This is a genomic window from Plantibacter auratus (assembly GCF_050587365.1).
GTDB classification, from domain to species: Bacteria; Actinomycetota; Actinomycetes; order Actinomycetales; family Microbacteriaceae; genus Plantibacter; species Plantibacter auratus.
The window spans coordinates 1448234-1467962 of sequence record NZ_JBOBFV010000001.1 but is presented as its reverse complement, the minus strand read 5'-3'; the positions used below and the strand labels follow the sequence as shown (position 1 = coordinate 1467962).

The window sequence follows — 19729 nt, the reverse complement described above, 5'->3', positions numbered from 1 at the left end:
AGCCTGTCGAAGGGCGGCGACGCGTCGCTCTCCCTCAGTGCTCGTGGCGTGCGTCCGCCGCCCGACGCCGCTCCAACAGCTCCGTGACGATGCGGTCGATCAGGTCGAAGGGGATCGGCCGGCTGAACGGGAACTGCAGCGTGTCCTTCGCGGCCCGGTAGTCGGCGACGGCGTTCTGGAGGGGGCCGTCGAACGGCGGGATCGAGTACAGGGCGATGTGGTGTTTCCAGGCGCCGAGGTAGAGCAGGTAGCGGTCGTCGAGCATGAAGGTCGGCATGCCGTAGCGGATGGCCTCGGTGACTCCAGGCACGATGCGGTGGACGCGGAGTCGGATCTCCTCGATGGTGTCCGCGGCGTCGGTGGGTTGCGTGGCGAGGTAGTCGTCGATCGTGGTGGGTGCACCCGGCATGTCTCTCCTCGTCGGAACGGACACGGCACGGGAGCCGCTGCCCCCGTGCCGTCATCGTCCCATGTCCGCGTCTCGCGCGACAGTGGTGGTTCTACCGCTTCGCGAGGGCTCGGCGCACGTCCTCCTGGACGAGGTCGGCGTTCATGATCGCGCCGGCCATCGATCCGGCGGCCGCCGCCTGCAGGACCTGGGTACGCAGGTTGGTGACGTCTCCGGCCGCCCAGACACCCGGCACCGAGGTGGCGCCCAGCTCGTCGACGCCGAATGCGTCACCGAACTCGGCTCCGCGCGGGTGCGGTCGGGTGTGGAGCCCGAGACCGGTGAACGCGTCGGCGCGCACCCGGTTGACCGGGGCCACGGCCAGCGCCTCGACGGGGACGGTGCGGCCGTCGTCCAGTCGCACGCCGACGAGCCGGTCGTCGGCGATCTCGAGCCGCTCCACGACGCCGTCGACCACCTCGATGCCCCGCGCCGCGAACGCCGCCTCCTGCTCCGCCGTGAAGGCGCCCGCGGTGTTGCGGAGCACGACGACCCGGTCGCTCAGCTGCCGGAACAGCTGCGCCTGATGGGCTGCGGCCTCCGCGTTCGTGCCGAGGACACCGATCACGCGGTCCTGGACCTCCCAGCCGTGGCAGTAGGGGCAGTGGAGGGCGTCGCGGCCGAACCGCTCCCAGAGGCCGGGGATGGACGGGAGCTCGTCGGCGGTGCCGGTGGCGATGAGGAGGCGGCGACCTCGGACGATCGCGCCGTCCGCCGTCGTCAGGGTGAATCCGTCATCGTCGCGCCTCGCATCGACGACCTGACCGTCGACGACGCGGACGCCGTACGACGCCACCTCCGCGCGGCCAAGGCGCAGGAGCTCGCGAGGCGGGGTGCCCTCGCGGGACAGGAAACCGTGGACGCCGTCGGCGGGCGCGTTCCGGGGCTCGCCGCCGTCGACGACGATCACGGACCGTCGTGATCGTCCGAGCATGATGGCTGCGCTGAGCCCGGCGGCACCCCCGCCGACGATGACGGCGTCGACGAGGTCGGTGGTGGGTGCTGGGGTGACGGGGGTGCTCATGGATCGTTCCGTTCGGTCGACGTGCTGGGAGGTGTCCAGGGTGCGCCGACCGGTGCCGAAGTGGCAAGAAGACTTGCCGAAGCGGCAACGTGGGAGCGAGAATCGACCCATGGCGCATGCACACGACGAGCAACGGTCCATCGACGGCGTCCTGGATGCCGTCGGGCCGAGGCTGCGAGCCATCCGGCAGCATCGCGGCACCACCCTCGCCGCCCTGTCGGCTGAGACGGGCATCTCGGTCTCCACGCTCTCCCGGCTCGAGTCCGGCCAGCGCCGACCGAACCTCGAGCTGCTCCTGCCACTCGCCAAGGCGCACCAGGTACCCCTGGACGACCTCGTCGGTGCTCCGCAGACGGGTGATCCCCGCGTCCACCTGAAGCCCGTCCAGCGGTACGGCCAGACGATCGTGCCGCTGACGCGCCGATCGGGCGGCCTCCACGCGTTCAAGAGCATCATCCACGGCGGCGACGGCCCGCAGACGCCCGAGACGCAGAAGGTCCACGAGGGCTACGAGTGGCTCTACGTCCTCAACGGTCGGTTGCGGCTCCTCCTCGGCGACCAGGACATCGTGCTCACCGCGGGAGAGGTCGCCGAGTTCGACACCCGCGTCCCGCACTGGTTCGGCCGGGCCGAGGCCGCAGCGGTGGAGTTCCTCAGCCTGTTCGGCAAGCAGGGTGAACGGATGCACGTCCGCGCGACGTCGACGAGGAGGAGCGCGTGATCGGACACGATGACGAGGAGGGTGCCCGCCCACCCGAGGACGACCGGCCGTTCGCGGAGCAGCTCCTCGAACGCCGCGGGTTCGCGGTCACGGCGGCCCTGTTCGTCATGCTCGGAGGGCTCGTCGTGCCGTTCGTCGGCTGGGTGGCCGGCATGGTCATGCTGTGGCGGTCGCGCGCCTGGACGACCAAGCAGAAGGTCTGGGCCACCGGCGGACCGATCCTCGCGAGCGCCGCGGTACTGCTCGTCCTGGCCCTCCTGAGCGCGAACTGGAAGTCGACGGACGCCGGCGTCGGTGGCTCGCCGGTGATCCCCGTCGTCTACGACCTCGGGTCGACGGCCGTCGTGCTGCTACTGATCGGGTATGCGGCGGCGGGTGCCTGGTTGCTCTGGCTCGCGCTCCGGACCGTGGGCGGGCGCGCCTGATTCGCGGTCGTCGCTCAGGTGGACCGGGCAGCATGGGGAGATGCCCGACTCCTCGCGATTCCGCCGCCCCCTGCCCGTCCAGCCCGGACCCGGTGAGGAGTCCGTCTGGGAGTACCCTCGTCCGCCGCGGGTCGAGCCGCGCGACGAGCGCGTCGTGATCCGGTTCGGCGGCACGGTCATCGCGGAGTCGACGGCCGCGGTCCGGGTCCTGGAGACGAGCCACCCGCCGGTGTACTACGTGCCGGCGGCGGACTTCTCGCCCGGGGTCCTGGTGCCGGTCGACGGGACGACCATGTGCGAGTTCAAGGGCGAGGCCCACTACCTCGACGTGCGGGTGGGCGACGAGGTCGCCGATGCCGCGGCGTGGACCTACCCCGATCCACGCCCGGGATACGCGCCGCTGTTCGGCATGATCGCGGTCTATCCGGGACGCATGGACGCCTGCGAGGTCGACGGAGTGCCGGTGCAGGCGCAGGAGGGCGACTTCTACGGCGGATGGATCACGCCGGGCATCGTCGGGCCGTTCAAGGGCGCCCCGGGCACGCGCGGCTGGTAGCAGACGCCGCAGCCTTACACCCGCTCCTCCTCCGCGCGCAACGCCCTGGGGCACCACGCACCGACATGCCACGCTGAGCGCCAAGCGCCGTCGACGACGAGGCGCGCAGGAGGCGGTCGAAGCCATGGACGTGTTCGATGAAGCAGCGGACCCGGGTTGGTCCCTCCTCCGTGTCGTCCCGCTGTTCGGCCTCGCCGTCAGCGTCGGAGCGGTCGCCGGAGCGGCCCTCGCGGCCGGTGCAGAGCTCTTCGGGACGGTCGGGACCGTCTCGGTGCATCCGGCCGATCTCGGCGGGATCGCCGTCCTCGTCGGTGGACTCGTCGGAGGGATGCTCGCCGCCGTCGGGGCGGTCGGTGCGCTGCTGGCGCTCGGCATCCTCGACCACTGGGGCGAGCGGGGCCCGGTCCACCGGGCCTGGATCGCCGGTAGTGGTGCGGCCTTCCTCGTCCTGATCGTCGGCGGCCTCATCGCCGCACCCATCGGACTCGCCTCGACGATCGGGGTCGTCGTGTTCGCGGTGCTCGCCGCCGGGGTGGCGGCCGGCGGTGGGCTCTACGCCTTCGAACGGGCGCTGGCGCGTCGTCGATCCGGGTGGGCCGGCCTCAGCCGGTAGCGCGGACGGTCAGCCGGCGAGCTGTTGAAGGCGCGCCCGGTGCCAGTCGGTCTGCGTGAGGGCCGAGACGCGGAGGAGACCGGTCAGCGCGTCCCATCCGGCCGACCAGCCGATGCGGGAGGCGATGGTCCACACGCTCGCGTCGGGGTCGTCCGCGAGGACGGAGCGCACCTCGTCGGCTCGCCGCAGATGGTGCGCGGACAGCTCATCGCAGCGGTCCGCGAGTCCCGTGAACCGGAAGCCGTGTCCGGGGACCACCTGGTCGCCGTCGTAGCCGCGGACGCGGTCGAGCGACGACAGGTAGGCCGTCACCGGGTTCTCCGAGGTGTGCGCCCCGAGGCCGAGGCCGGAGAAGATCGTCGGCAGCACGTGGTCGCCCGTGAGCAGGTAGCCGCGGTCCTCGTCGCGCAGGGTGAGGTGGCCCGTCGTATGGCCGGGGGTGTGCAGGACCCTGATCGAGCGACCGGGGAGTGTCAGCAGGTCGCCGTCCTCGAGCGTCCGGTCCGCACGGGTGTCGCCGAGGTGCCCGGCGGGTGCCGTGGCACCAGTGGCCCAGGGGCGCACGGTCGTGTCATCGGCCGGGACGCCCCACTCGTCCAATGCTGCGGCGAGGTCGGCCGGGCCCGGGGGCGTCGAGCCGGCCGCCTCATCCTCGAGACGGTGCATGAGGACCGGTGCGGCGAGCTCGTCGCGGAGGGCGCCGGCGAGGCCGAGGTGGTCGGGGTGCAGGTGGGTCACGACGACGCCCGTGAGCGTCGTCACCCCGATGCCGCGGAGCTCCCGCAACAGGTGCTCGCGGCCCTCGGGGGTGTCGGTTCCGGGGTCGACGACGATCGCGCGACCGTCGGTGCCGAAGAGCACCGAGCAGAGGGTGAAGGGATTGCCAGGGTCGCCGGTCGGGACGGCGATGACGACCGTGTCGGCGTCGAGGTGCTCCGTCGCAGGGATCCGGCCGTCGCGGAAGGCGGCAGCCTGGGACTCGCTCGATGAGGTGATCATGGTGCTGCTCCGGGTGGTGTCGGGGGACGGACCAACCCTAGTCGTGGGGCCCGTCGGGTTCAGTACGATGGGTGCATGACCGTCAACGACATCCTCATCGGCGTGATCGCCTTCATCACCGTCTTCGGCGGCATCGGCCTGGTCGGGGCGCTCGTCGCCATGGCCAAGTCGGGCTACCACGGCTGATCCTCCCCGCAGGAGGCTCGGCCAGTTCCGCGGCGGCTCAGCGGGCGACGGCCTCGTCCGTGGCCCGTTGGACGGCTGCGAGCGCTGCCGCGACGGCCGAACGCTGCAGTGAGCCCTTCCGCGCCGTCGCGACGATCTTCCGCTCGCTCATCCCGGCGATGGGCTTCCGCACGACGTCCGTCCGCGAGCCGATCGCGATGTCCGGGAGCACGGCGATCGACAGCCCGGCCGCCACGTGGTCGATGACGACCTCGTAGCTCGTGAACCGTCCCGCCACCTTCGGCTCGAACCCCGCGCGACGACAGATCAGCGGGACGAGTTCGCCGAGGTAGGTGCCCGGTGCGTCGAGGGCCCACGACTCCCTCTGCAGCTCGCTGAAGGTGACCTGATCCTGCGCGGCCAGTCGGTGGTCGAGCGGCGCGATGAGCAGGAGCGGGTCGGTGGTGAGCGGCACACTGTGCACTGAGGGGTCGAGGAGGAACCCGTCCTCCTGATCGACGGTGATCACGACGTCGCAGCTGCCCCGCTGGACGGCGGTGGTGCTCTCGTGCGGCTCGACCTCGATGAGTTCGACCTCGAGGCGCGGGTACTGCCGCGCGAGGGAGCGCGCGGCGGGGATGAGGATCGGGGCGATGACGCTCGCGAACCCGGCGATGCGGAACCGACCGGACGGCTCGGACTCGACCTCGGCCAGTTCGACCTCGATGGCGTCCATCTGCGCGAGCAGGGCCCGAGCGCGCTCGACGAGCAGCGCCCCCGTGGGGGTCAGGGTGAGCGTCCGGCCGCGTCGTTCCAGGAGCGCGGCGCCGGTCTCGGCCTCGAGCACGGAGAGCTGCTGCGAGACGGTCGAGGGGCTGAGGTCGAGCTCACGGCCGACGGCGCGGATCGTACCGAGGCGGTCGAACGCCTCGAGCAGTCGCAGTCGCACGGGGTTCAGGGCCATGCTGCAACAGTATCGAGCGCGCCAGGGCGCCCTCCACACGGGTGGCAGTCCGATCCGGGTCCCGTGGCTCCCGGCGGGTGCCGACCGTCGCCGTCCTGGTCACTCCCAGACGAGCTCTTCCGGCAGATGGCCGGGCTCGGCGAGTCGGGCGTTCCGGAGCACCGCACCGTCGGGGCCGAGCGAGAGCGCCGTCACCGAGAGCGAGGCGAGACGCAGGCCGTCGTGGTCGTCGATGCGGACGATCGCCTCGTCGGCATCGGCGCGGACGGTCGTCGTGGAGCGCAACGTGCGCAACCACGGCTCCCAGGACGCGGCCGTCGCACCGTCCAACGGCCCGATGGGCGACGGGACGTCGAGGAAGGCCGGCCGCCACCGGTGGACCCGTGGGACGTCGAGGTGGTCGGGGCCCTCGTGCGTCACGAGGTGGAGACCGGGTTCGACGTCGATGGACCGGGGTGAGGTGCCGTCCCAGCTCGTGACGGTGACGCGGTCAGGACGCAGCTCCACGAGGTTCCAGGACCTGGCGCTGCGGGCGTCGTCCGGGTCGACGCCGGTCGTGACGGCTTCCAGCGGCAGCACGCCCCGCGAGGTCCACCCGGCGGCGGGCATGTCGAGGTCCTCGCGTCGGTTGAGGACCACCGCCGCCCGGGGGCCGCCCGGGGCGCCGTCGTTCGTCGCCAGCCACGCGCCGCCCGCTTCGCGGTCGTGGATGCCGCGGACGCTGTCACCGAGTCCGGGCCACCATGCGCCGGGTGGGTCCCAGGCACGCCCCGGCTGTTCGTCTCGCAGCCCGAGCACGGCGATCGGCCACGCGCGCCCCGGCTCGAAGTCGATGATGACGGTGCACACGCTGGTTCCTCCTCGGCCGGCCGGACTAGGACAGACTAGACGAGGACCCGGCGCGGGAGCGCCGGAAGCGAGGAGGCGGCATGGGCGTGCAGGACGCATCGCGGGAGGCGGCTGGGCGCACGGTCGTCGTCGGGATCACGGGCGGGATCGCCGCGTACAAAGCGGTCGGCGTCATTCGCGGGTTCGTGCTCGCGGGCTTCGACGTCCACGTCGTGCCGACCGAGAGCGCCCTCCGGTTCGTCGGCCTGCCGACCCTCGAGGCGATCAGCCGGAACCCCGTCACGACCTCGCTGTACGACGGCGTCGCCGAAGTCCGGCACGTCGCCCTCGGGCAGCGCGCGGAACTCATCGTCGTGGCGCCGGCGACGGCCAACACCCTCGCGAAACTCGCAGCGGGACTCTCCGACGACCTCCTCGGCACCACCATCCTGGCCAGCCGGGCGCCGGTCCTGCTGGCGCCGGCGATGCACACCGAGATGTGGCAGCACCCGGCGACGACCGCGAACGTCGCCCTCCTGCGATCGCGCGGGGTGGCCGTCATCGGGCCGGCGAACGGCGCGCTGACCGGCGGCGACACGGGGCCGGGACGCATGAGCGAACCCGACGACATCGTGGCCGCCGGCTTGGCGCTGCTCGCCGGACGCAGCGTTGGAACGGACGCGCACCCGGACGATTTCCGCGCCGAGCGCGTCGTCGTCTCGGCCGGCGGCACCCGCGAGCCGCTCGACCCGGTGCGGTTCCTCGGAAACCGGTCGAGCGGCCGGCAGGGGCTGGCCATCGCGCAGGCCGCCGCCGAGCGCGGAGCCGAGGTGGTGCTCGTCGCGGCGCACCTGGACTTCGATGTCGCGGCCGAAGCGGATGCGGTCGACGGTCTGCGGGTCGTCCCGGTCGGCACCGCAGCGGAACTCGCAGCGGCCATGGAAGACGCGGCGGCCCACGCGACGCTCGTGGTCATGGCGGCCGCCGTGGCGGACTACCGCGCCGCCGAGATCGCCGAACGGAAGATCAAGAAGGACGACACCGGCGACGAGCTCACCCTGCGACTCGTCCGCAACCCCGACGTGCTCGCCGGACTCGCCGCAACCAGGGTGCCGGGGCGACTGGTCGTCGGGTTCGCCGCGGAGACCGCCACCGACCGCGAGGAGTTGCTGGCCCTTGGCCGGGCCAAGGCGGTACGCAAGGGCGCCGACCTCCTCGTGCTCAATCGCGTGGGGTGGACGAACGGCTTCGGCACGCCCGACAACGAGGTCGTCGTGATCGACGGTGCCGGCGAGGTGGTCGGTGAGGCGACCGGATCGAAGCGCAGCATCGCCGACCGGCTGCTCGACCTCGTGCTCGCCCACCGGGCGGAGCCGGTTCGTTCCCAGGCGGGCGAGCCTCCCCCCGAACAGGGCTGACCACTGCCACGATGGCACCATGCCACGCCTCCGTCCCGCGCGCCGTCGCGCCTCCATCGCCGCGGCCCTCGCCGGAGTCATCGTCCTCTCGATGGGTCTCGCACAGCCGGCCGCAGCTGCGGAGTACCCCAGCTGGGAGGACGTCGAGGCGGCCCGCTCGAGCGAATCCTCGAAGCAGTCGACCATCGGTCAGATCGAAGGGCTCGTCCAGCAGCTGAAGACCGCTGCGGCGCTCGCCGAAGCCGAGGCCGTCCTCCGTGCCGATGAGTACGAGGCTGCTCAGCTGGCCGTCGACGAGGCGAGCTACCGTGCCGTCTCGCTCCGCGAGCAGGCCGTCGCCGCGACGACCGCGGCACAGGCCTCCAAGCGCCAGGCCGGCGCGCTCGTCGCCGCGTGGTTGCGGTCGGGGAACGTCGACCTCAGCACCGCCGCATTCCTCGACGGCCAGGAGCCGGAGTCGCTCCTCGGGCGCTTGAGCACGATCACGAAGCTCAGCGAGTCCACGGACGGCACCTACGACCGGGCGAGGACCGATGCGAACACGGCGTCGCTCCTCACCGAGCAGGCGACCATCGCCGAGGCCGCCCTCGGCGAGCTCGCCGCGGCAGCCGAGACCGCGCTCGGAGATGCGGTCGCAGCCCGTGCCGACGCCGAGACCGCCGTGTCCGAGCAGCAGGAGTACCTCGCGACGCTTGAGGCCCAGCTCGTGGTCCTCAAGGAGAACCGCGCAGCCACCGAGGCCGACTACCGCAAGGGCGAGGAAGTGAAGGCGGCTGCGGCCGCCGCTGCTGCAGCCGCGGCGGCTGCGGCTGAGGCTGCACGCGCGGCTGCCGAGGCCGCTGCGAACGCGGGCGGTGGCGGAGGTGGCGGCGGCGGAGGTGGCGGTGCTTCGGGTGCCGTCGGGAGCCAGGGGTGGGCCCTGCCGATCTCCGGCCGGATCACCGACAACTACGGACCGCGACCCGGTCGCCCCGTGCCCGGCGTCAACCCGTTCCACTCGGGCACCGACATCGGAGCGGGTTGCGGGCGAGCGGTCTACGCCGCGAACGCCGGCACCGTGGTCTACGCCGGCTGGCTCGGCACGTACGGCAACTGGGTCCTCGTCGACCACGGTGGCGGCGTCATGACCGGGTACGCGCACAACAGCAGCATCCTCGTCGGCGAGGGGCAGTGGGTGTCCGCCGGTCAGAACATCTCGCTCGTCGGGACGACGGGTGCCTCGACCGGATGCCACGTGCACTTCGAGGTCAGGATCGGCGGCTCGCGCGTCGATGCCGTCCCGTTCATGGCGGACCGGGGCATCCGGATCGGCTGACCCGCGTCAGAGGCCCAGCCGCTCGAGCTCGGTGTCCATGCGTCGGGCCATCTCGGCGTAGCCCTCGTCGTTCGGGTGGAGTCCGTCGGCGGCCATCCACTCCGGGTGGCCCTCGATCCAGTGCGACGCCCCCGGGATGGTGTCGGCGCCGATCTCCCGGGCCGCGTCGGCGACCCAGTCGATGATCGTCTCGATCGACTCCGGCCGTTCGTCGGTGTACCAGAACGGTTCGACCACGATGAAGCGGGCGTCCGGGAGGGCGTCACGAAGGCGCTGCAGGTCGGTCGTGATCTGTTCGTGGATCCGCTCGGCGGCGTCGTCGAAGCTGAACGCGTCGTTGAGCCCCATCGTGACGAAGACGATGTCGGGCTGCTCGGCGATGATGAGGGAGGGCAGGTCGCCGCTGCCGTCGCCGAAGCGGTCGCGGTGGTTCACGAACCCGAGGCCGTTGACGCTGGGGTTGAACTCCCGCCAGCCGCGTTCCTCGCTGACGACGGTGGACCAGCGATTGGCCGGGTCGCTCGCTCCGGTGCCGAGGGTGTACGAATCGCCGTAGAACGCGACGATCGGTCCGTCGCCCGGGGCGCCGCCGGTCCCCGAGCCGGGGGACGCGCAGGCGGTGAGGCCAGTGGCGAGGGCGAGCAGGGTGACGGCGGCGAGCAGTCGTGATTTCATAGGGATGCTTCGGAGCGGTGGGCGTCGCGGAGGGTCGAAGCGCCGGTCGGCCGCCGACGACCCGAAGCGCGAATGCGGTTCCAGCTAGGTCGTGTCAACGCGAATGCGTGCACTAGCCTGACTCCATGCCGCAGATCCGTATCCGAGACGCCGCCCTGTTCCTCGGGGTCAGCGACGACACCGTCCGTCGCTGGATCGACCAGGGCGCACTCGTCAGCGCGAAGGACGACGCAGGCCGTGGCGTCGTCGACGGCCTGTCGCTCGCTCAACTGGCCAGGCAGAACGCCGTCCTCCCCGTCGACCCCTCGGAGATCGGACGCTCGGCACGCAACCGCTTCGTCGGCATCGTCACCGACATCACGATGGACACGGTCATGGCGCAGGTGGAACTGCAGTGCGGCCCGCATCGCGTGGTGTCGCTCATGAGCAGTGAGGCCGTGCGTGAACTCGGCCTCGAACTCGGCTCCACGGCCATCGCCGTCGTGAAGGCCACGACGGTCCTCATCGAGACCCCGAAGGCGAGCTCATGAACCGCATCGCACCCCGTCGATCCTTCCGACTGTTCAGCGCGCTGGCACTCGGCACCGGCGTCCTGCTCGCAGCATCCGCTTGCGCCGCCCCCGCCGCGACGCCGACACCCACCGCCTCGGCCACGACGGAAGAGCTCAGCGGCTCCATCACGGTCTACGCGGCGGCTTCGCTCAAGACGACCTTCACCGCGCTCGCGGAGGACTTCCAGGAGGCGCACCCCGGTACGACCGTCGAGCTGACCTTCGCCGGCTCCTCCGACCTCGTCACGCAGCTCACGAACGGTGCTCCCGGAGACGTGTTCGCCTCCGCGGACGAGAAGAACATGGCGAAGCTGACCGATGCCGACCTCGTCGAGGGCGATCCGGTCGACTTCGCGACCAACGTCCTGCAGATCGCCGTGCCCCCGTCGAACCCCGCCGGTGTGAAGACCTTCGCCGATCTCGCCCGTCCGGGCGTCAAGACGGTCGTGTGCGCGCCGCAGGTCCCCTGTGGAGCGGCCACCGTCGCCGTCGAGGACGCCTCGGGTGTCGCGCTGAGCCCGGTCAGCGAGGAGTCGTCGGTGACCGACGTCCTCGGCAAGGTGACCTCGGGCGAGGCCGATGCCGGGCTCGTCTACGTGACCGACGTCATCGCGGCCGGCGACGCCGTGCGGGGCATCACCTTCCCCGAGTCGTCGAAGGCCGTCAACACCTACCCGATCGCGCCGCTCGCAGGGAGCGCGAACCCCACCGTCGCGGCGGCCTTCGCGGCGTACGTCGTGAGCGCCGAGGGACAGCGGGTGCTCGCCGACGCCGGCTTCGGCGCACCGTGACCCCGTGAGAGGACTCGGCTCGGGGGTACCCCGCTGGATCATCGTCGTCGCCGTGGTCGGCGCGGCGTTCGTCCTGCTGCCGCTCGTCGCGATCGTCCTGCGCGTGGACTGGGCGGACTTCGGTGCACTCGTCACCTCCGAGTCGTCGATCGCGGCGCTCGGGCTGAGTCTGCGGACGTCGTCACTCGCGACGGCCCTCTGCATCGTGTTCGGCGTGCCCCTCGCCCTCGTCCTCGCGCGCACCCGGTTCCCGGGGCAACGGCTGCTGCGGTCACTCGTCCTCCTCCCGCTCGTGCTCCCGCCCGTCGTCGGCGGGATCGCCCTGCTCTACACCTTCGGCCGGCTCGGCCTGCTCGGGCCGGCACTCGCGGACGCCGGGATCGACATCGCGTTCTCCACGACCGCCGTCGTCCTCGCCCAGACCTTCGTCGCCCTGCCGTTCCTCGTGCTGAGCCTGGAGGGGGCGATCCGCACGACCGGCTCGCGGTACGAAGCCGTCGCCGCGACACTCGGTGCTCGTCCCACCACCGTCTTCCGCACCGTCACGCTGCCGCTCCTCGCGCCCGCCGTCGTGTCGGGCGCGATCCTCTCGTTCGCGCGGGCCCTCGGCGAGTTCGGGGCGACCCTCACCTTCGCGGGCAGCCTCCAGGGGGTCACCCGGACGCTGCCGCTCGAGATCTACCTGCAGCGCGAGACGGATCCCGACGCCGCTGTCGCACTGTCGCTCGTCCTCGTCGTCGTGGCCGTGCTCGTCGTCGGCGTCGCTGGGGCGCAGGGGTCGATCCGCCGTGGACGGACCGTCGCCGGAGTGGTTCGATGACCGGGGCGGCCCTGGCGTTCCGAGCGACGCTGCGTGAACGCGACTGGGAGCTCGCCGTGGACCTCGCCGCGGGGGAGACCGTCGCCGTGCTCGGCCCCAACGGCGCCGGCAAGTCGACGCTGCTCGCGGTCCTCGCCGGGCTCCTGCGTCCGGACACCGGTCACGCGACCCTCGCCGGTCGCGAGCTGTTCGCGGTCGGTGGATCGGCTCGGGACCAGTGGTTGCCGCCGCATCGGCGGGGGATCTCGCTCCTGGCCCAGGAAGCACTGCTCTTCCCCCACCGCTCCGTGCTCGACAACGTCGCCTACGGCCCGCTGGTCGCCGGTGCGTCACGCGGCGAGGCTCGGGACATCGCCCGACGACGACTCGCGGAGGTCGAGGCGTCCGAGCTCGAGGGGCGCCGTCCTGCCGAGTTGTCCGGCGGCCAGGCGCAGCGGGTGGCGCTCGCCCGCGCGCTGGCCCCGGACCCGGCCCTGCTCCTCCTCGACGAACCGATGGCCGCGCTCGATGCGACGGTCGCCCCGCACCTCCGCCGCATGCTCCGCGACCAGTTGCGTGGGCGGACGACCGTGCTCGTGACGCACGAGGTGCTCGACGCGTACACGCTCGCGGACCGGGTGATCGTGCTGGACGCCGGGCGCGTCGTCGAGCAGGGGCCGACGGCGGAGGTGCTCGAGCGGCCGCGGACGGCGTTCACCGCTGACCTCGCGGGACTCGAACTGCTGACGGGCGTCCGCACGGCACGCGGGCTCCGTCTGCCGGACGGAACGGAGGTCGAGGTCGACTCCTCCGCGGAGGCCGACCCGATCCCGGCCGGGGTCGCGGTCGCCTGCGCGTTCCGACCGTCCCGCGTCGAGGTCCGCGAGGCTGACGGGTCTGGCGTCCCGAGTGCGTCAGGCGCCCTCCGCGCGACGATCACCGACCTCGAGCCGCGGGGCGACGTCGTCCGGGTCCGCTCGGCGGTCATCACCGCCGACGTCGCCGTGCAGCAGCTCGCGGCCGCGGGCTGGTCGACGGGGGACGTCGTCGACTTCGTGGTCGACCCGCGGGCAGCCGTCCTCTACCCGCGCTGAGGCGTCCTGCATCGGGACACGGCCGAGACGTGACAGAGTGAGCCGATGAACCGATTCTGGAGACGCTGGTGGCCGATCGTCGTCGGGGCGGCCGGCACCCTCGCGATCGGCGGGATCTGCGCGGCGCTCGTTGCCATGGGGCTGGTGCGGCCGAACGCGATCCTGGCCGCCTCGTACGCGGTGCGCGGTGTCGACGTCTCCTCCTACCAGGGCGAGATCGACTGGGATGTGCTCGCGGCGCAGCCCATCGACTTCGCGATCATGAAGGCGACCGAGGGATCCGGTGATCAGGACGAACGGTTCGCCGCGAACTGGGCGGGCGCGCAACGAGCGGCCGACGAGACCGGCTTGCTGATCGGGGCGTACCACTTCCTGAGTTTCGACAGCCCTGCCGAGACGCAGGCGCAGAACATCTTCGACACCGTGCCGGTCACGGCGGGCGCTCTCCCGATCACCATCGATCTCGAGTGCTATGCCGACTACTGCCGGACGCCACCGAGTGTGGAGCGGGTCGCCGCCGTACTCGATCCGCTCCTCGCGGCACTCGAGGAGCACTACGGTCGGCCGCCGATCATCTACGCCACCATGCGGTACTACGACGCGTTCCTCGCGGCCTCGTACGAGCGGAACCCGATGTGGATCCGCTCGGTCGTCACGCCGCCGGTCCTGTCGGACGGGCGGGCGTGGGACCTCTGGCAGTACACCAGCCGGGAACGGATGCCCGGGTACGTCGGCAAGGAGGAGTTCATCGACGTGAACGTCTTCGACGGCTCCCTGCGCGACCTCCAGGCCCTCGTCGGCCCCTGATCCGCGGCCCCCGGAGGCGCGTCGGGTTACGGGGCGGGAGCGGGACCGGTGGTCGGCTCGGCGATGGGGAGGAACGTATCCTCGCCGTCGACCTCCTGCTCGATGGAGTCCTCGGTGGTCTCGTGGTCCTCGGGGAGGTTGTCGTCGTTCGCTGCGTGCTTGCTCATACGACCACGATACGACGGGTGTCGCGCTGGGCAATGGGGTTGCGTGCCGATGCCGGGCGCTGGCCGACCACCATCGCTCTCAGGAGGCGAAGGCGAGTGAGCGGGCTGTGAGTTCTTCGGTCAGGATGTCGACGGCCTTCGGTCCGACGCCGTGGATGCGGAGCAGGGCGGCGGGGGAGACCCGCGTGAGCTGCTCGAAGCGGGTGAACCCGTGCGCGCCGAGCGCTTCATGGGCGACCGAGCCGATGGTGGCCGGGAACTCGGACGCCTCGGCGGGCACGAGTTCGACGAAGAGCGCGGCGATCCGCTCCTCGATGTCGTCGCGGATGCGGCGGACGGCCTCGATGCCTTGGCCGGCCGGGTCCTCGAGTTCCCAGTCCTCGTAGCGCTTGCCGGGGAAGATCGGGCAGGCGTCGCCGCAGCCCATCGTGATGACCGCGTCGGACGCCCGGACGGCGTCGGTCGTGAGGATGCGGGGCACGGCTGCGGTGATGTCGATGCCGTGTTCGGCCATCGCCTCCACCGCCACGGTGTTGATCCGGTCCTTCGGTTCGCTCCCGGCCGACAGCACCTCGACCCGGTCGCCGGCGAGGGCGTCGAGGAAGCCGGCTGCGATCTGGGATCGACCGGCATTGTGCACGCAGACGAAGAGGACGGTCGGGGCGGTGGTGGTCGTGCTGGTCATGGCGTCTCCTGGAGGTGGCGTGAGCCGAGCGCGGACGAATGGTCGAGCAGGTCCACGAGGGCAGCGTAGCTGGTGGCGGGGTCGGCGCCGCGGGTGAAGCCGCCGACGAGCTCGAGGGACACGAAGCCGTGGAGGGCCGCCCGGACGATGCGTCCGGCGTCCGTCATCGCCACGCTGTCGAGACCGCGCCCCGCCAGTGTCCGTTCGACGAGCATCACGAGCTCGCGGTCGGCCGGCTCGCCGGTGTCGGCGCGGACGTCCTCGATCGAGAACGCGAGGGCGTACCGACCGGGATAGGCGAGGGCGAAGCGGCGGTACCCGTCGGCCAGCGCGGTGAGTGCAGGGGACCCGCTCAGACTGGCCGTCGCGATGTCGAGTCCGCTGGCCAGTTGGGCGAGGGCGAGCTGGGCGACGGCGGCGCGGAGGTCCTCGGTGCTGCGGACGTGCTTGAGGAGGGCCGGTGCCGAGGTGTCGAGCTCGCGGGCCAGAGCGGCGAGCGTGAGGGCGTCGGCGCCATACGTGTCGGCGAACTCGGCGGCTCCGACGATCACTCGTTGGCGGGAGAACTTCGTCCGGGAAACGGGTGCATCGGTCATCGGATCGAGCCTAACGGCACGCGGCCCTGATGCCGTGCGGCTTCAGACCGTCGGCGGTGTGGCTTCGTGGTGGGGCGCGCCGTGCGTGCGGCGGTCCTCCTTCATGGCGGCTTCCGCGAGGTGGCGTCGGCCGCCCGCCAGCTCGTTGCGGACCTCCGCCTCGAGCGTGCGGAACGGTTCCCAGTAGTTGCCGTCGTAGTCTTCGACGATCTGGAACGTCCAGCGTCCGTCGATGACGTTGCGTCCGACCAGCTCGGCGTCGATCCGGTCGGCGAGGGCGTCGTGTCCGGCTTCGCGCAGGGCGTCCGCGGCTTCGCCGAGCGCGAGGTCCGCTTTGCCGGTCAGGCGATGGAAGCCGTAGAGCATGCCGCGCGCCTGCTCGACCACTTCGAGCGCCTCGGTCACTTTGCCGACCGCTTCCACGGTCGCGTCGTCGACCCCTGCGGGGACTCGGTGGGCGTCGTCGGGGCCGTCGGTCGCGCGGTCGTCTGCAGAACTCATACGACCAGTCTGTCCGGATCGGCCCCGGATGTCTGGGGCTTGCGGACGGAGGTGCACGATGTCAGCCGGCGGACGTCCTCCCGCGCACCGAGCGAGCGCACCCCGACTGCCCTTCGACAGGCTCAGGGACCGGAGCGATCCGGGCACGGTCCAGCCCGGTCACCGAGCTTGTTCTCCCCGGTCACTGAGCTTGTCGAAGTGCCCACGAGGACATCTCATCGTTCCGGGCACACCCCTCCCGGTCACTGAGCCTGTCGAAGTGCCCACGAGGATGCATCGCTGGTTGAGGCAGACCGTTCCCGCTCGCCGAGGTCGTCGACGTTCTCACGAGCCCTTCGACAAGCTCAGTGACCGAAGCCGTCCGGGCACTCCGCTCCCGGACACTGAGCCTGTCGAAGTGCCCACGAAGAACCCTTCGTCAAGCTCAGGGACTGGCGGGGGTTAGAACGGTGCGGGATCCGGTTCCGTTCGATGGTGTTTGCCGTCAGGCGTCGTCCAGTCGAGCACACCGCCGGGTCCGTGTTCGAGGTTCCACCCGGGGAGGTGCTTCATCCGGTGGTGATGTCGACACAGGCAGGCAAGATTGCCGACATCCGTCGTGCCGCCGTCTTCCCAGGCGACCGAATGGTCGAGGTCACAAGCCCTGGCGCGTCGACCGCAACCGGGTGCCCGACAGGTGCCGTCCCGGAGGCGGACCGCGCGCTGGAGGTCGGCCGGGACCCGGTACTGGCCGCGCCCGACCGACAAGACCGCTCCGGTTTCCGGTTGGACGAGGATCCGGGTGAAGGTCGGTGCGTTCACCGCGATGCGTGCCGCAGTCTCCGGGTCGATGGGTCCGTAGCCGTCGAGCGTCGCCGGGGCATCGCTCACACCGGCCATACTCAGCGCCGGAACCGTGATCTGCACTGTTGGCTTGATGTGCTCCTGGACCTCGATCGGGTGCGGGAGCACCGGGCTCGACATGACGTCGTCGGGCGTGACGCCGGTGAGCGCGAGGGCTGCCAGGGCGTCGGCCTGCAGTTGGGCGCACGTGCGGGTGTCACCCGCAGCGCGCGACTCGGCCGCGGCGGCTTCGACGCGCTCGACGATGCCCTGCGCGATCGGTGCCGTCGTGAAGAGGTGCACCCAGGCCATGCCGTCGGCGGCGGGTTCGAACTCGACCCGGCGGTCGGCCTCGGAGCGGGTTGCTCGGGCGGTGATCGATTCGGGGTGGAGGCGCTCGCGCAGGACGCGGGCGCGTTGCTGGAGGTACGAGACGGTCGCACCTTCGGCGACCGGCAGCACCTGCTCGAGGAACGCCGCCCGCCCAGTAGCAGGTACATCGCAGAGTTGGTCGGTGATCACCTTCGCATGCCAGGCCGAGATGCGGCCGGCCTCCAGCGACGCCAGCACGACTGGCGCGTCGTTGATGAGACGCTCGGCGTCGTTCGTCGCACGCTGGACGGTCCGCTCCGGCATCCGGGTCGCCATCGCGAGGGCCGCGCACGTCGACCGACGGGACAGCGCCTGACGCTCGGCCGGCGGGAAGATGGCCGGGACCGTGGCGTCCGCGAGGGCGTCCGCGTAGGCGGCGGAACGGGCGAGGAGGCGCGCCTTCCGCGCGTCCAGGTCGGCCTGTTGCCGGTGGATCTCAGTCCACTCGTCCGAGAACTCCGCGAGTTGCGCGGCGTATTCGTCGCTCGCGCGGGTCGCGGTGGCGGTGGTCTCGGTCATGAGACAAGTCCATCATGGACCACTGACATTCCAGATGCCGATTCGTCTCGGATGTGGGAGTCTCCTCGTGTGCCCTTCGACAGGCTCAGGGACCGGAGGAGGCATGCCGGATTCGCGGGGTTCTCCCGGGCGCCCTTCGACAAGCTCAGGGACCGGGGAAGGTTGCGCGGAGACCGGAGTGAGTGCGGGTGCACCTCTTCCGGTCACTGAGCTTGTCGAAGTGCCTACGAGTACCCTTCGACAGGCTCAGGGACCGGATGGGTGTCGCTGGTCTTGGATGCTTCTCCGTGCGCCCTTCGACAGGCCGCAGGGAGCGGGGAAGGTTCAGGGATCGGGCGGGCGAGACTCGTCTGCCCGGGCGGGCTAGTAGTTCAAGCAGCGATCCGGGTCCTCGGTCTCCGGAGGATCACCCTGATACAGGGTGAAGAAGTTGTCGGCCGGGCCGGACAAGGATCCGCGGGCGTGGACGCACAGGCGCGCGAGACCGTCGTCGCTCCGCACGTCGGAGGTGATCCGGGACGTCTCGCATGCGCCGTCGCCGGGATGGAGGACGAGGTCTCGATTGGTCCCCTCGTTGTCCACCATCCAGGTCCCGGAGAAGTCGATCGGGTCGTCAGCGTGGGGGTCGTCGCCAAGACTGCACTGGACATCCGAGGGCCAGGCGGTGGCTTCGAAGGTCCCGTCGTCGGCGAGCTCGAGCCGGGTGTCCCCACTGCGCCAGGTGCCGACGGCCTCACCACGTGGCAGTCCGTACCGCGTGTCCGAGCAGGCGACGAGCGACGTGCCGAGCAGGACTGCGAGTACGGAGGCGGTCACCCAGCGTGACGGTTTCGATTCCACAGTGCGAGTCTGTCCGCCGTGGGCCAGGAGTGGCAACTCGGGTGGTGGCGTGGGTGTTCGCGGGCATCCGGGCAAAAAAAGAACCCCCACCATGTAGAAGCTAGGTGGGGGTTCCGTGGCTCCGACGGGCGTCGATCCCGTGACCTCACGATTTTCAGTTGTGAGGAACCTGTCGAAAAAGGCTTGCATGGCGTCGAAATATGCTGCTAACCTGTCCTCAACGGTCGCCACCGGAAGGTGGCAGCCGATAGCAATGGATACACCATCGGACCCACCAAGGAAGACAGCAATGCAGCACACCGCCAGAAGATCGTTCGGGGACAACGGCGTCCCCGCCAACGGCAACGAACCCACCACCCGCACCAAGAACGGAGCGTCATGAACACCACCATGGAACCGATCACGGCCGAGTCGAGTAACGCTGATCTGATCGAAGCCGTCCGCGAGTGGGACACGCATCATCGCGTGCACCCCATGATGCGGAAGCTAGCTGACCGGTTGGAGGCTGCTGAGGCCGCGCCCAACAGCGGATGGCTCGCCGCCCATGACGCTGAGGTGGCAGCAGAAGCCCTCGAACGTGCCGCTGAGGAAGCCCGACGCATCGAGACCGGTACACCTTGGATCGACAGTGGCAAGGAGACAGTCCACTGCGACTCCGTGCGCGAGGACCCTGGCGGATGGCTCCAAGCCCGCGCTGCCGCCACCCGTAGTTCTGCCCCGACAGATGTGGAAGCAGACCGTGGCTGAGGTATGCACTGAGGAAGTAGCCGACCAGGACGGTATGGCTGAACCGTGCAACGCCCCTGCCGTGTCGTATCGGATCGACCCGAACTGGCCGACCGACCCGGCGTACCCGGTGTGCGTACAACACGACCGCGGATCAGGCCCGGAACCGACAGATGAAGGGACGCACTGATGCCATCGAGCAAGATCGTCCGCGCTCGGAAGGATGGGTGGTGCGACGGTGACTTCGCCCACCCGGCCCGGATCGAGGTGGGGTCTCGCGTTGAGGTGACCACCTACTTCCCGAGCGA

The 19729-nt window shown here is 71.0% G+C and carries 23 protein-coding genes and 1 pseudogene; 12 read left to right on the top strand and 12 right to left on the bottom strand.

The window, feature by feature from the left end:
• Positions 1 to 34 precede the first annotated feature (34 nt).
• Positions 35 to 409, bottom strand: a complete 375-nt coding sequence (locus ACQ3HE_RS07000) for an iron chaperone (RefSeq protein ID WP_430891885.1) — start codon at positions 407 to 409, stop codon at positions 35 to 37.
• 91 nt (positions 410 to 500) lie between these two features.
• Complete coding sequence (locus ACQ3HE_RS06995) at positions 501 to 1472, bottom strand: NAD(P)/FAD-dependent oxidoreductase (protein ID WP_430891883.1); 972 nt, start codon at positions 1470 to 1472, stop codon at positions 501 to 503.
• 109 nt (positions 1473 to 1581) lie between these two features.
• Here ACQ3HE_RS06995 and ACQ3HE_RS06990 point away from each other — a divergent pair, with 109 nt between their 5' ends.
• The 4 genes from ACQ3HE_RS06990 (at position 1582) to ACQ3HE_RS06975 (ending at position 3787) form a co-directional block, all read left to right on the top strand.
• A complete protein-coding gene (locus ACQ3HE_RS06990) occupies positions 1582 to 2193 on the top strand; it encodes a helix-turn-helix domain-containing protein (RefSeq protein WP_079705135.1) in 612 nt (203 codons plus the stop codon).
• Complete coding sequence (locus tag ACQ3HE_RS06985; protein WP_430891882.1) at positions 2190 to 2618, top strand: hypothetical protein; 429 nt, start codon at positions 2190 to 2192, stop codon at positions 2616 to 2618. Before ACQ3HE_RS06990 ends, ACQ3HE_RS06985 begins: the two co-directional genes overlap by 4 nt.
• Positions 2619 to 2658: 40 nt before the next feature.
• Positions 2659 to 3174: a DUF427 domain-containing protein gene (locus ACQ3HE_RS06980; protein WP_079001550.1), complete on the top strand. Its 516-nt coding sequence runs from the start codon at positions 2659 to 2661 to the stop codon at positions 3172 to 3174.
• 124 nt (positions 3175 to 3298) lie between these two features.
• On the top strand, positions 3299 to 3787 hold the full coding sequence (locus ACQ3HE_RS06975; RefSeq protein ID WP_430891880.1) for a hypothetical protein: 489 nt from the start codon (positions 3299 to 3301) through the stop codon (positions 3785 to 3787).
• A gap of 9 nt (positions 3788 to 3796) precedes the next feature.
• On the opposite strand, the gene ACQ3HE_RS06970 is transcribed toward ACQ3HE_RS06975, so the two are convergent.
• From ACQ3HE_RS06970 to ACQ3HE_RS06960, 3 genes are all read right to left on the bottom strand, one after another.
• Positions 3797 to 4786 (bottom strand): MBL fold metallo-hydrolase, encoded by a 990-nt coding sequence (locus ACQ3HE_RS06970; protein WP_430891879.1) that lies wholly within the window; start codon positions 4784 to 4786, stop codon positions 3797 to 3799.
• Positions 4787 to 5009: 223 nt separating this feature from the next.
• Positions 5010 to 5915 carry a LysR family transcriptional regulator gene (locus ACQ3HE_RS06965; protein ID WP_430891878.1) on the bottom strand — a complete coding sequence of 302 codons (906 nt, stop codon included), beginning with the start codon at positions 5913 to 5915 and terminating at the stop codon, positions 5010 to 5012.
• Positions 5916 to 6014: 99 nt separating this feature from the next.
• Positions 6015 to 6764 (bottom strand): NRDE family protein, encoded by a 750-nt coding sequence (locus tag ACQ3HE_RS06960; protein ID WP_164486923.1) that lies wholly within the window; start codon positions 6762 to 6764, stop codon positions 6015 to 6017.
• A gap of 80 nt (positions 6765 to 6844) precedes the next feature.
• Here ACQ3HE_RS06960 and coaBC point away from each other — a divergent pair, with 80 nt between their 5' ends.
• Positions 6845 to 8161: a bifunctional phosphopantothenoylcysteine decarboxylase/phosphopantothenate--cysteine ligase CoaBC gene (coaBC, locus tag ACQ3HE_RS06955; protein ID WP_430891877.1), complete on the top strand. Its 1317-nt coding sequence runs from the start codon at positions 6845 to 6847 to the stop codon at positions 8159 to 8161.
• 19 nt (positions 8162 to 8180) lie between these two features.
• Positions 8181 to 9476: a peptidoglycan DD-metalloendopeptidase family protein gene (locus ACQ3HE_RS06950; protein ID WP_430891876.1), complete on the top strand. Its 1296-nt coding sequence runs from the start codon at positions 8181 to 8183 to the stop codon at positions 9474 to 9476.
• A 6-nt stretch (positions 9477 to 9482) separates the two neighbouring features.
• On the opposite strand, the gene ACQ3HE_RS06945 is transcribed toward ACQ3HE_RS06950, so the two are convergent.
• Positions 9483 to 10151 (bottom strand): SGNH/GDSL hydrolase family protein, encoded by a 669-nt coding sequence (locus ACQ3HE_RS06945; RefSeq protein WP_430891875.1) that lies wholly within the window; start codon positions 10149 to 10151, stop codon positions 9483 to 9485.
• A 125-nt stretch (positions 10152 to 10276) separates the two neighbouring features.
• Between ACQ3HE_RS06945 and ACQ3HE_RS06940 the strand changes: the two genes are divergently transcribed.
• The 5 genes from ACQ3HE_RS06940 to ACQ3HE_RS06920 are packed head-to-tail and all read left to right on the top strand — an operon-like array spanning position 10277 to position 14193.
• Positions 10277 to 10681 (top strand): TOBE domain-containing protein, encoded by a 405-nt coding sequence (locus ACQ3HE_RS06940; protein WP_079705145.1) that lies wholly within the window; start codon positions 10277 to 10279, stop codon positions 10679 to 10681.
• Entirely contained in the window at positions 10678 to 11493 is an 816-nt protein-coding gene (gene modA, locus ACQ3HE_RS06935; protein WP_430891874.1) for a molybdate ABC transporter substrate-binding protein, read from the top strand. Before ACQ3HE_RS06940 ends, modA begins: the two co-directional genes overlap by 4 nt.
• A gap of 4 nt (positions 11494 to 11497) precedes the next feature.
• Positions 11498 to 12313, top strand: a complete 816-nt coding sequence (locus ACQ3HE_RS06930) for an ABC transporter permease (RefSeq protein ID WP_411557929.1) — start codon at positions 11498 to 11500, stop codon at positions 12311 to 12313.
• Positions 12310 to 13386: a sulfate/molybdate ABC transporter ATP-binding protein gene (locus ACQ3HE_RS06925; RefSeq protein WP_430891873.1), complete on the top strand. Its 1077-nt coding sequence runs from the start codon at positions 12310 to 12312 to the stop codon at positions 13384 to 13386. Before ACQ3HE_RS06930 ends, ACQ3HE_RS06925 begins: the two co-directional genes overlap by 4 nt.
• A gap of 45 nt (positions 13387 to 13431) precedes the next feature.
• The gene (locus ACQ3HE_RS06920; protein ID WP_430891872.1) at positions 13432 to 14193 is read left to right on the top strand and encodes a GH25 family lysozyme; all 762 of its coding nucleotides are present in this window, start codon (positions 13432 to 13434) and stop codon (positions 14191 to 14193) included.
• Between the two features lie 26 nt (positions 14194 to 14219).
• Here ACQ3HE_RS06920 and ACQ3HE_RS06915 read toward each other — a convergent pair whose 3' ends face one another.
• The 6 genes and pseudogenes from ACQ3HE_RS06915 to ACQ3HE_RS06890 all read right to left on the bottom strand — a co-directional run bounded on the left by ACQ3HE_RS06915 (position 14220) and on the right by ACQ3HE_RS06890 (position 18695).
• Positions 14220 to 14360, bottom strand: a complete 141-nt coding sequence (locus ACQ3HE_RS06915; protein WP_159877829.1) for a hypothetical protein — start codon at positions 14358 to 14360, stop codon at positions 14220 to 14222.
• A 274-nt stretch (positions 14361 to 14634) separates the two neighbouring features.
• Positions 14635 to 15045, bottom strand: a pseudogene (locus ACQ3HE_RS06910) (arsenate reductase ArsC); the annotation flags it as partial.
• Complete coding sequence (locus tag ACQ3HE_RS06905; protein WP_430891870.1) at positions 15042 to 15641, bottom strand: TetR/AcrR family transcriptional regulator; 600 nt, start codon at positions 15639 to 15641, stop codon at positions 15042 to 15044. The gene ACQ3HE_RS06905 and the pseudogene ACQ3HE_RS06910, both read right to left, overlap by 4 nt.
• Positions 15642 to 15683: 42 nt before the next feature.
• Positions 15684 to 16142, bottom strand: a complete 459-nt coding sequence (locus ACQ3HE_RS06900; RefSeq protein WP_430891868.1) for a hypothetical protein — start codon at positions 16140 to 16142, stop codon at positions 15684 to 15686.
• Positions 16143 to 16583: 441 nt separating this feature from the next.
• Positions 16584 to 17855, bottom strand: a complete 1272-nt coding sequence (locus ACQ3HE_RS06895; protein ID WP_430891866.1) for an HNH endonuclease signature motif containing protein — start codon at positions 17853 to 17855, stop codon at positions 16584 to 16586.
• A gap of 363 nt (positions 17856 to 18218) precedes the next feature.
• Positions 18219 to 18695: a hypothetical protein gene (locus ACQ3HE_RS06890; protein ID WP_430891864.1), complete on the bottom strand. Its 477-nt coding sequence runs from the start codon at positions 18693 to 18695 to the stop codon at positions 18219 to 18221.
• 378 nt (positions 18696 to 19073) lie between these two features.
• Here ACQ3HE_RS06890 and ACQ3HE_RS06885 point away from each other — a divergent pair, with 378 nt between their 5' ends.
• Positions 19074 to 19442: a hypothetical protein gene (locus ACQ3HE_RS06885; RefSeq protein WP_430891862.1), complete on the top strand. Its 369-nt coding sequence runs from the start codon at positions 19074 to 19076 to the stop codon at positions 19440 to 19442.
• The last annotated feature ends 287 nt before the right edge of the window (positions 19443 to 19729 follow it).

What these genes read in the sequence shown, in the direction of transcription:
- coaBC (WP_430891877.1), top strand. Translation starts at nt 6,845, where the DNA reads ATGGGCGTGCAGGACGCATCGCGGGAGGCGGCTGGGCGCACGGTCGTC.
- ACQ3HE_RS06920 (WP_430891872.1), top strand. Translation starts at nt 13,432, where the DNA reads ATGAACCGATTCTGGAGACGCTGGTGGCCGATCGTCGTCGGGGCGGCC.
- ACQ3HE_RS06915 (WP_159877829.1), bottom strand. Translation starts at nt 14,360, where the DNA reads ATGAGCAAGCACGCAGCGAACGACGACAACCTCCCCGAGGACCACGAG.
- ACQ3HE_RS06950 (WP_430891876.1), top strand. Translation starts at nt 8,181, where the DNA reads ATGCCACGCCTCCGTCCCGCGCGCCGTCGCGCCTCCATCGCCGCGGCC.
- ACQ3HE_RS06905 (WP_430891870.1), bottom strand. Translation starts at nt 15,641, where the DNA reads ATGACCGATGCACCCGTTTCCCGGACGAAGTTCTCCCGCCAACGAGTG.
- ACQ3HE_RS06975 (WP_430891880.1), top strand. Translation starts at nt 3,299, where the DNA reads ATGGACGTGTTCGATGAAGCAGCGGACCCGGGTTGGTCCCTCCTCCGT.
- ACQ3HE_RS07000 (WP_430891885.1), bottom strand. Translation starts at nt 409, where the DNA reads ATGCCGGGTGCACCCACCACGATCGACGACTACCTCGCCACGCAACCC.
- ACQ3HE_RS06925 (WP_430891873.1), top strand. Translation starts at nt 12,310, where the DNA reads ATGACCGGGGCGGCCCTGGCGTTCCGAGCGACGCTGCGTGAACGCGAC.
- ACQ3HE_RS06980 (WP_079001550.1), top strand. Translation starts at nt 2,659, where the DNA reads ATGCCCGACTCCTCGCGATTCCGCCGCCCCCTGCCCGTCCAGCCCGGA.
- modA (WP_430891874.1), top strand. Translation starts at nt 10,678, where the DNA reads ATGAACCGCATCGCACCCCGTCGATCCTTCCGACTGTTCAGCGCGCTG.
- ACQ3HE_RS06945 (WP_430891875.1), bottom strand. Translation starts at nt 10,151, where the DNA reads ATGAAATCACGACTGCTCGCCGCCGTCACCCTGCTCGCCCTCGCCACT.
- ACQ3HE_RS06965 (WP_430891878.1), bottom strand. Translation starts at nt 5,915, where the DNA reads ATGGCCCTGAACCCCGTGCGACTGCGACTGCTCGAGGCGTTCGACCGC.
- ACQ3HE_RS06900 (WP_430891868.1), bottom strand. Translation starts at nt 16,142, where the DNA reads ATGAGTTCTGCAGACGACCGCGCGACCGACGGCCCCGACGACGCCCAC.
- ACQ3HE_RS06990 (WP_079705135.1), top strand. Translation starts at nt 1,582, where the DNA reads ATGGCGCATGCACACGACGAGCAACGGTCCATCGACGGCGTCCTGGAT.
- ACQ3HE_RS06895 (WP_430891866.1), bottom strand. Translation starts at nt 17,855, where the DNA reads ATGACCGAGACCACCGCCACCGCGACCCGCGCGAGCGACGAATACGCC.
- ACQ3HE_RS06995 (WP_430891883.1), bottom strand. Translation starts at nt 1,472, where the DNA reads ATGAGCACCCCCGTCACCCCAGCACCCACCACCGACCTCGTCGACGCC.
- ACQ3HE_RS06940 (WP_079705145.1), top strand. Translation starts at nt 10,277, where the DNA reads ATGCCGCAGATCCGTATCCGAGACGCCGCCCTGTTCCTCGGGGTCAGC.
- ACQ3HE_RS06970 (WP_430891879.1), bottom strand. Translation starts at nt 4,786, where the DNA reads ATGATCACCTCATCGAGCGAGTCCCAGGCTGCCGCCTTCCGCGACGGC.
- ACQ3HE_RS06885 (WP_430891862.1), top strand. Translation starts at nt 19,074, where the DNA reads ATGAACACCACCATGGAACCGATCACGGCCGAGTCGAGTAACGCTGAT.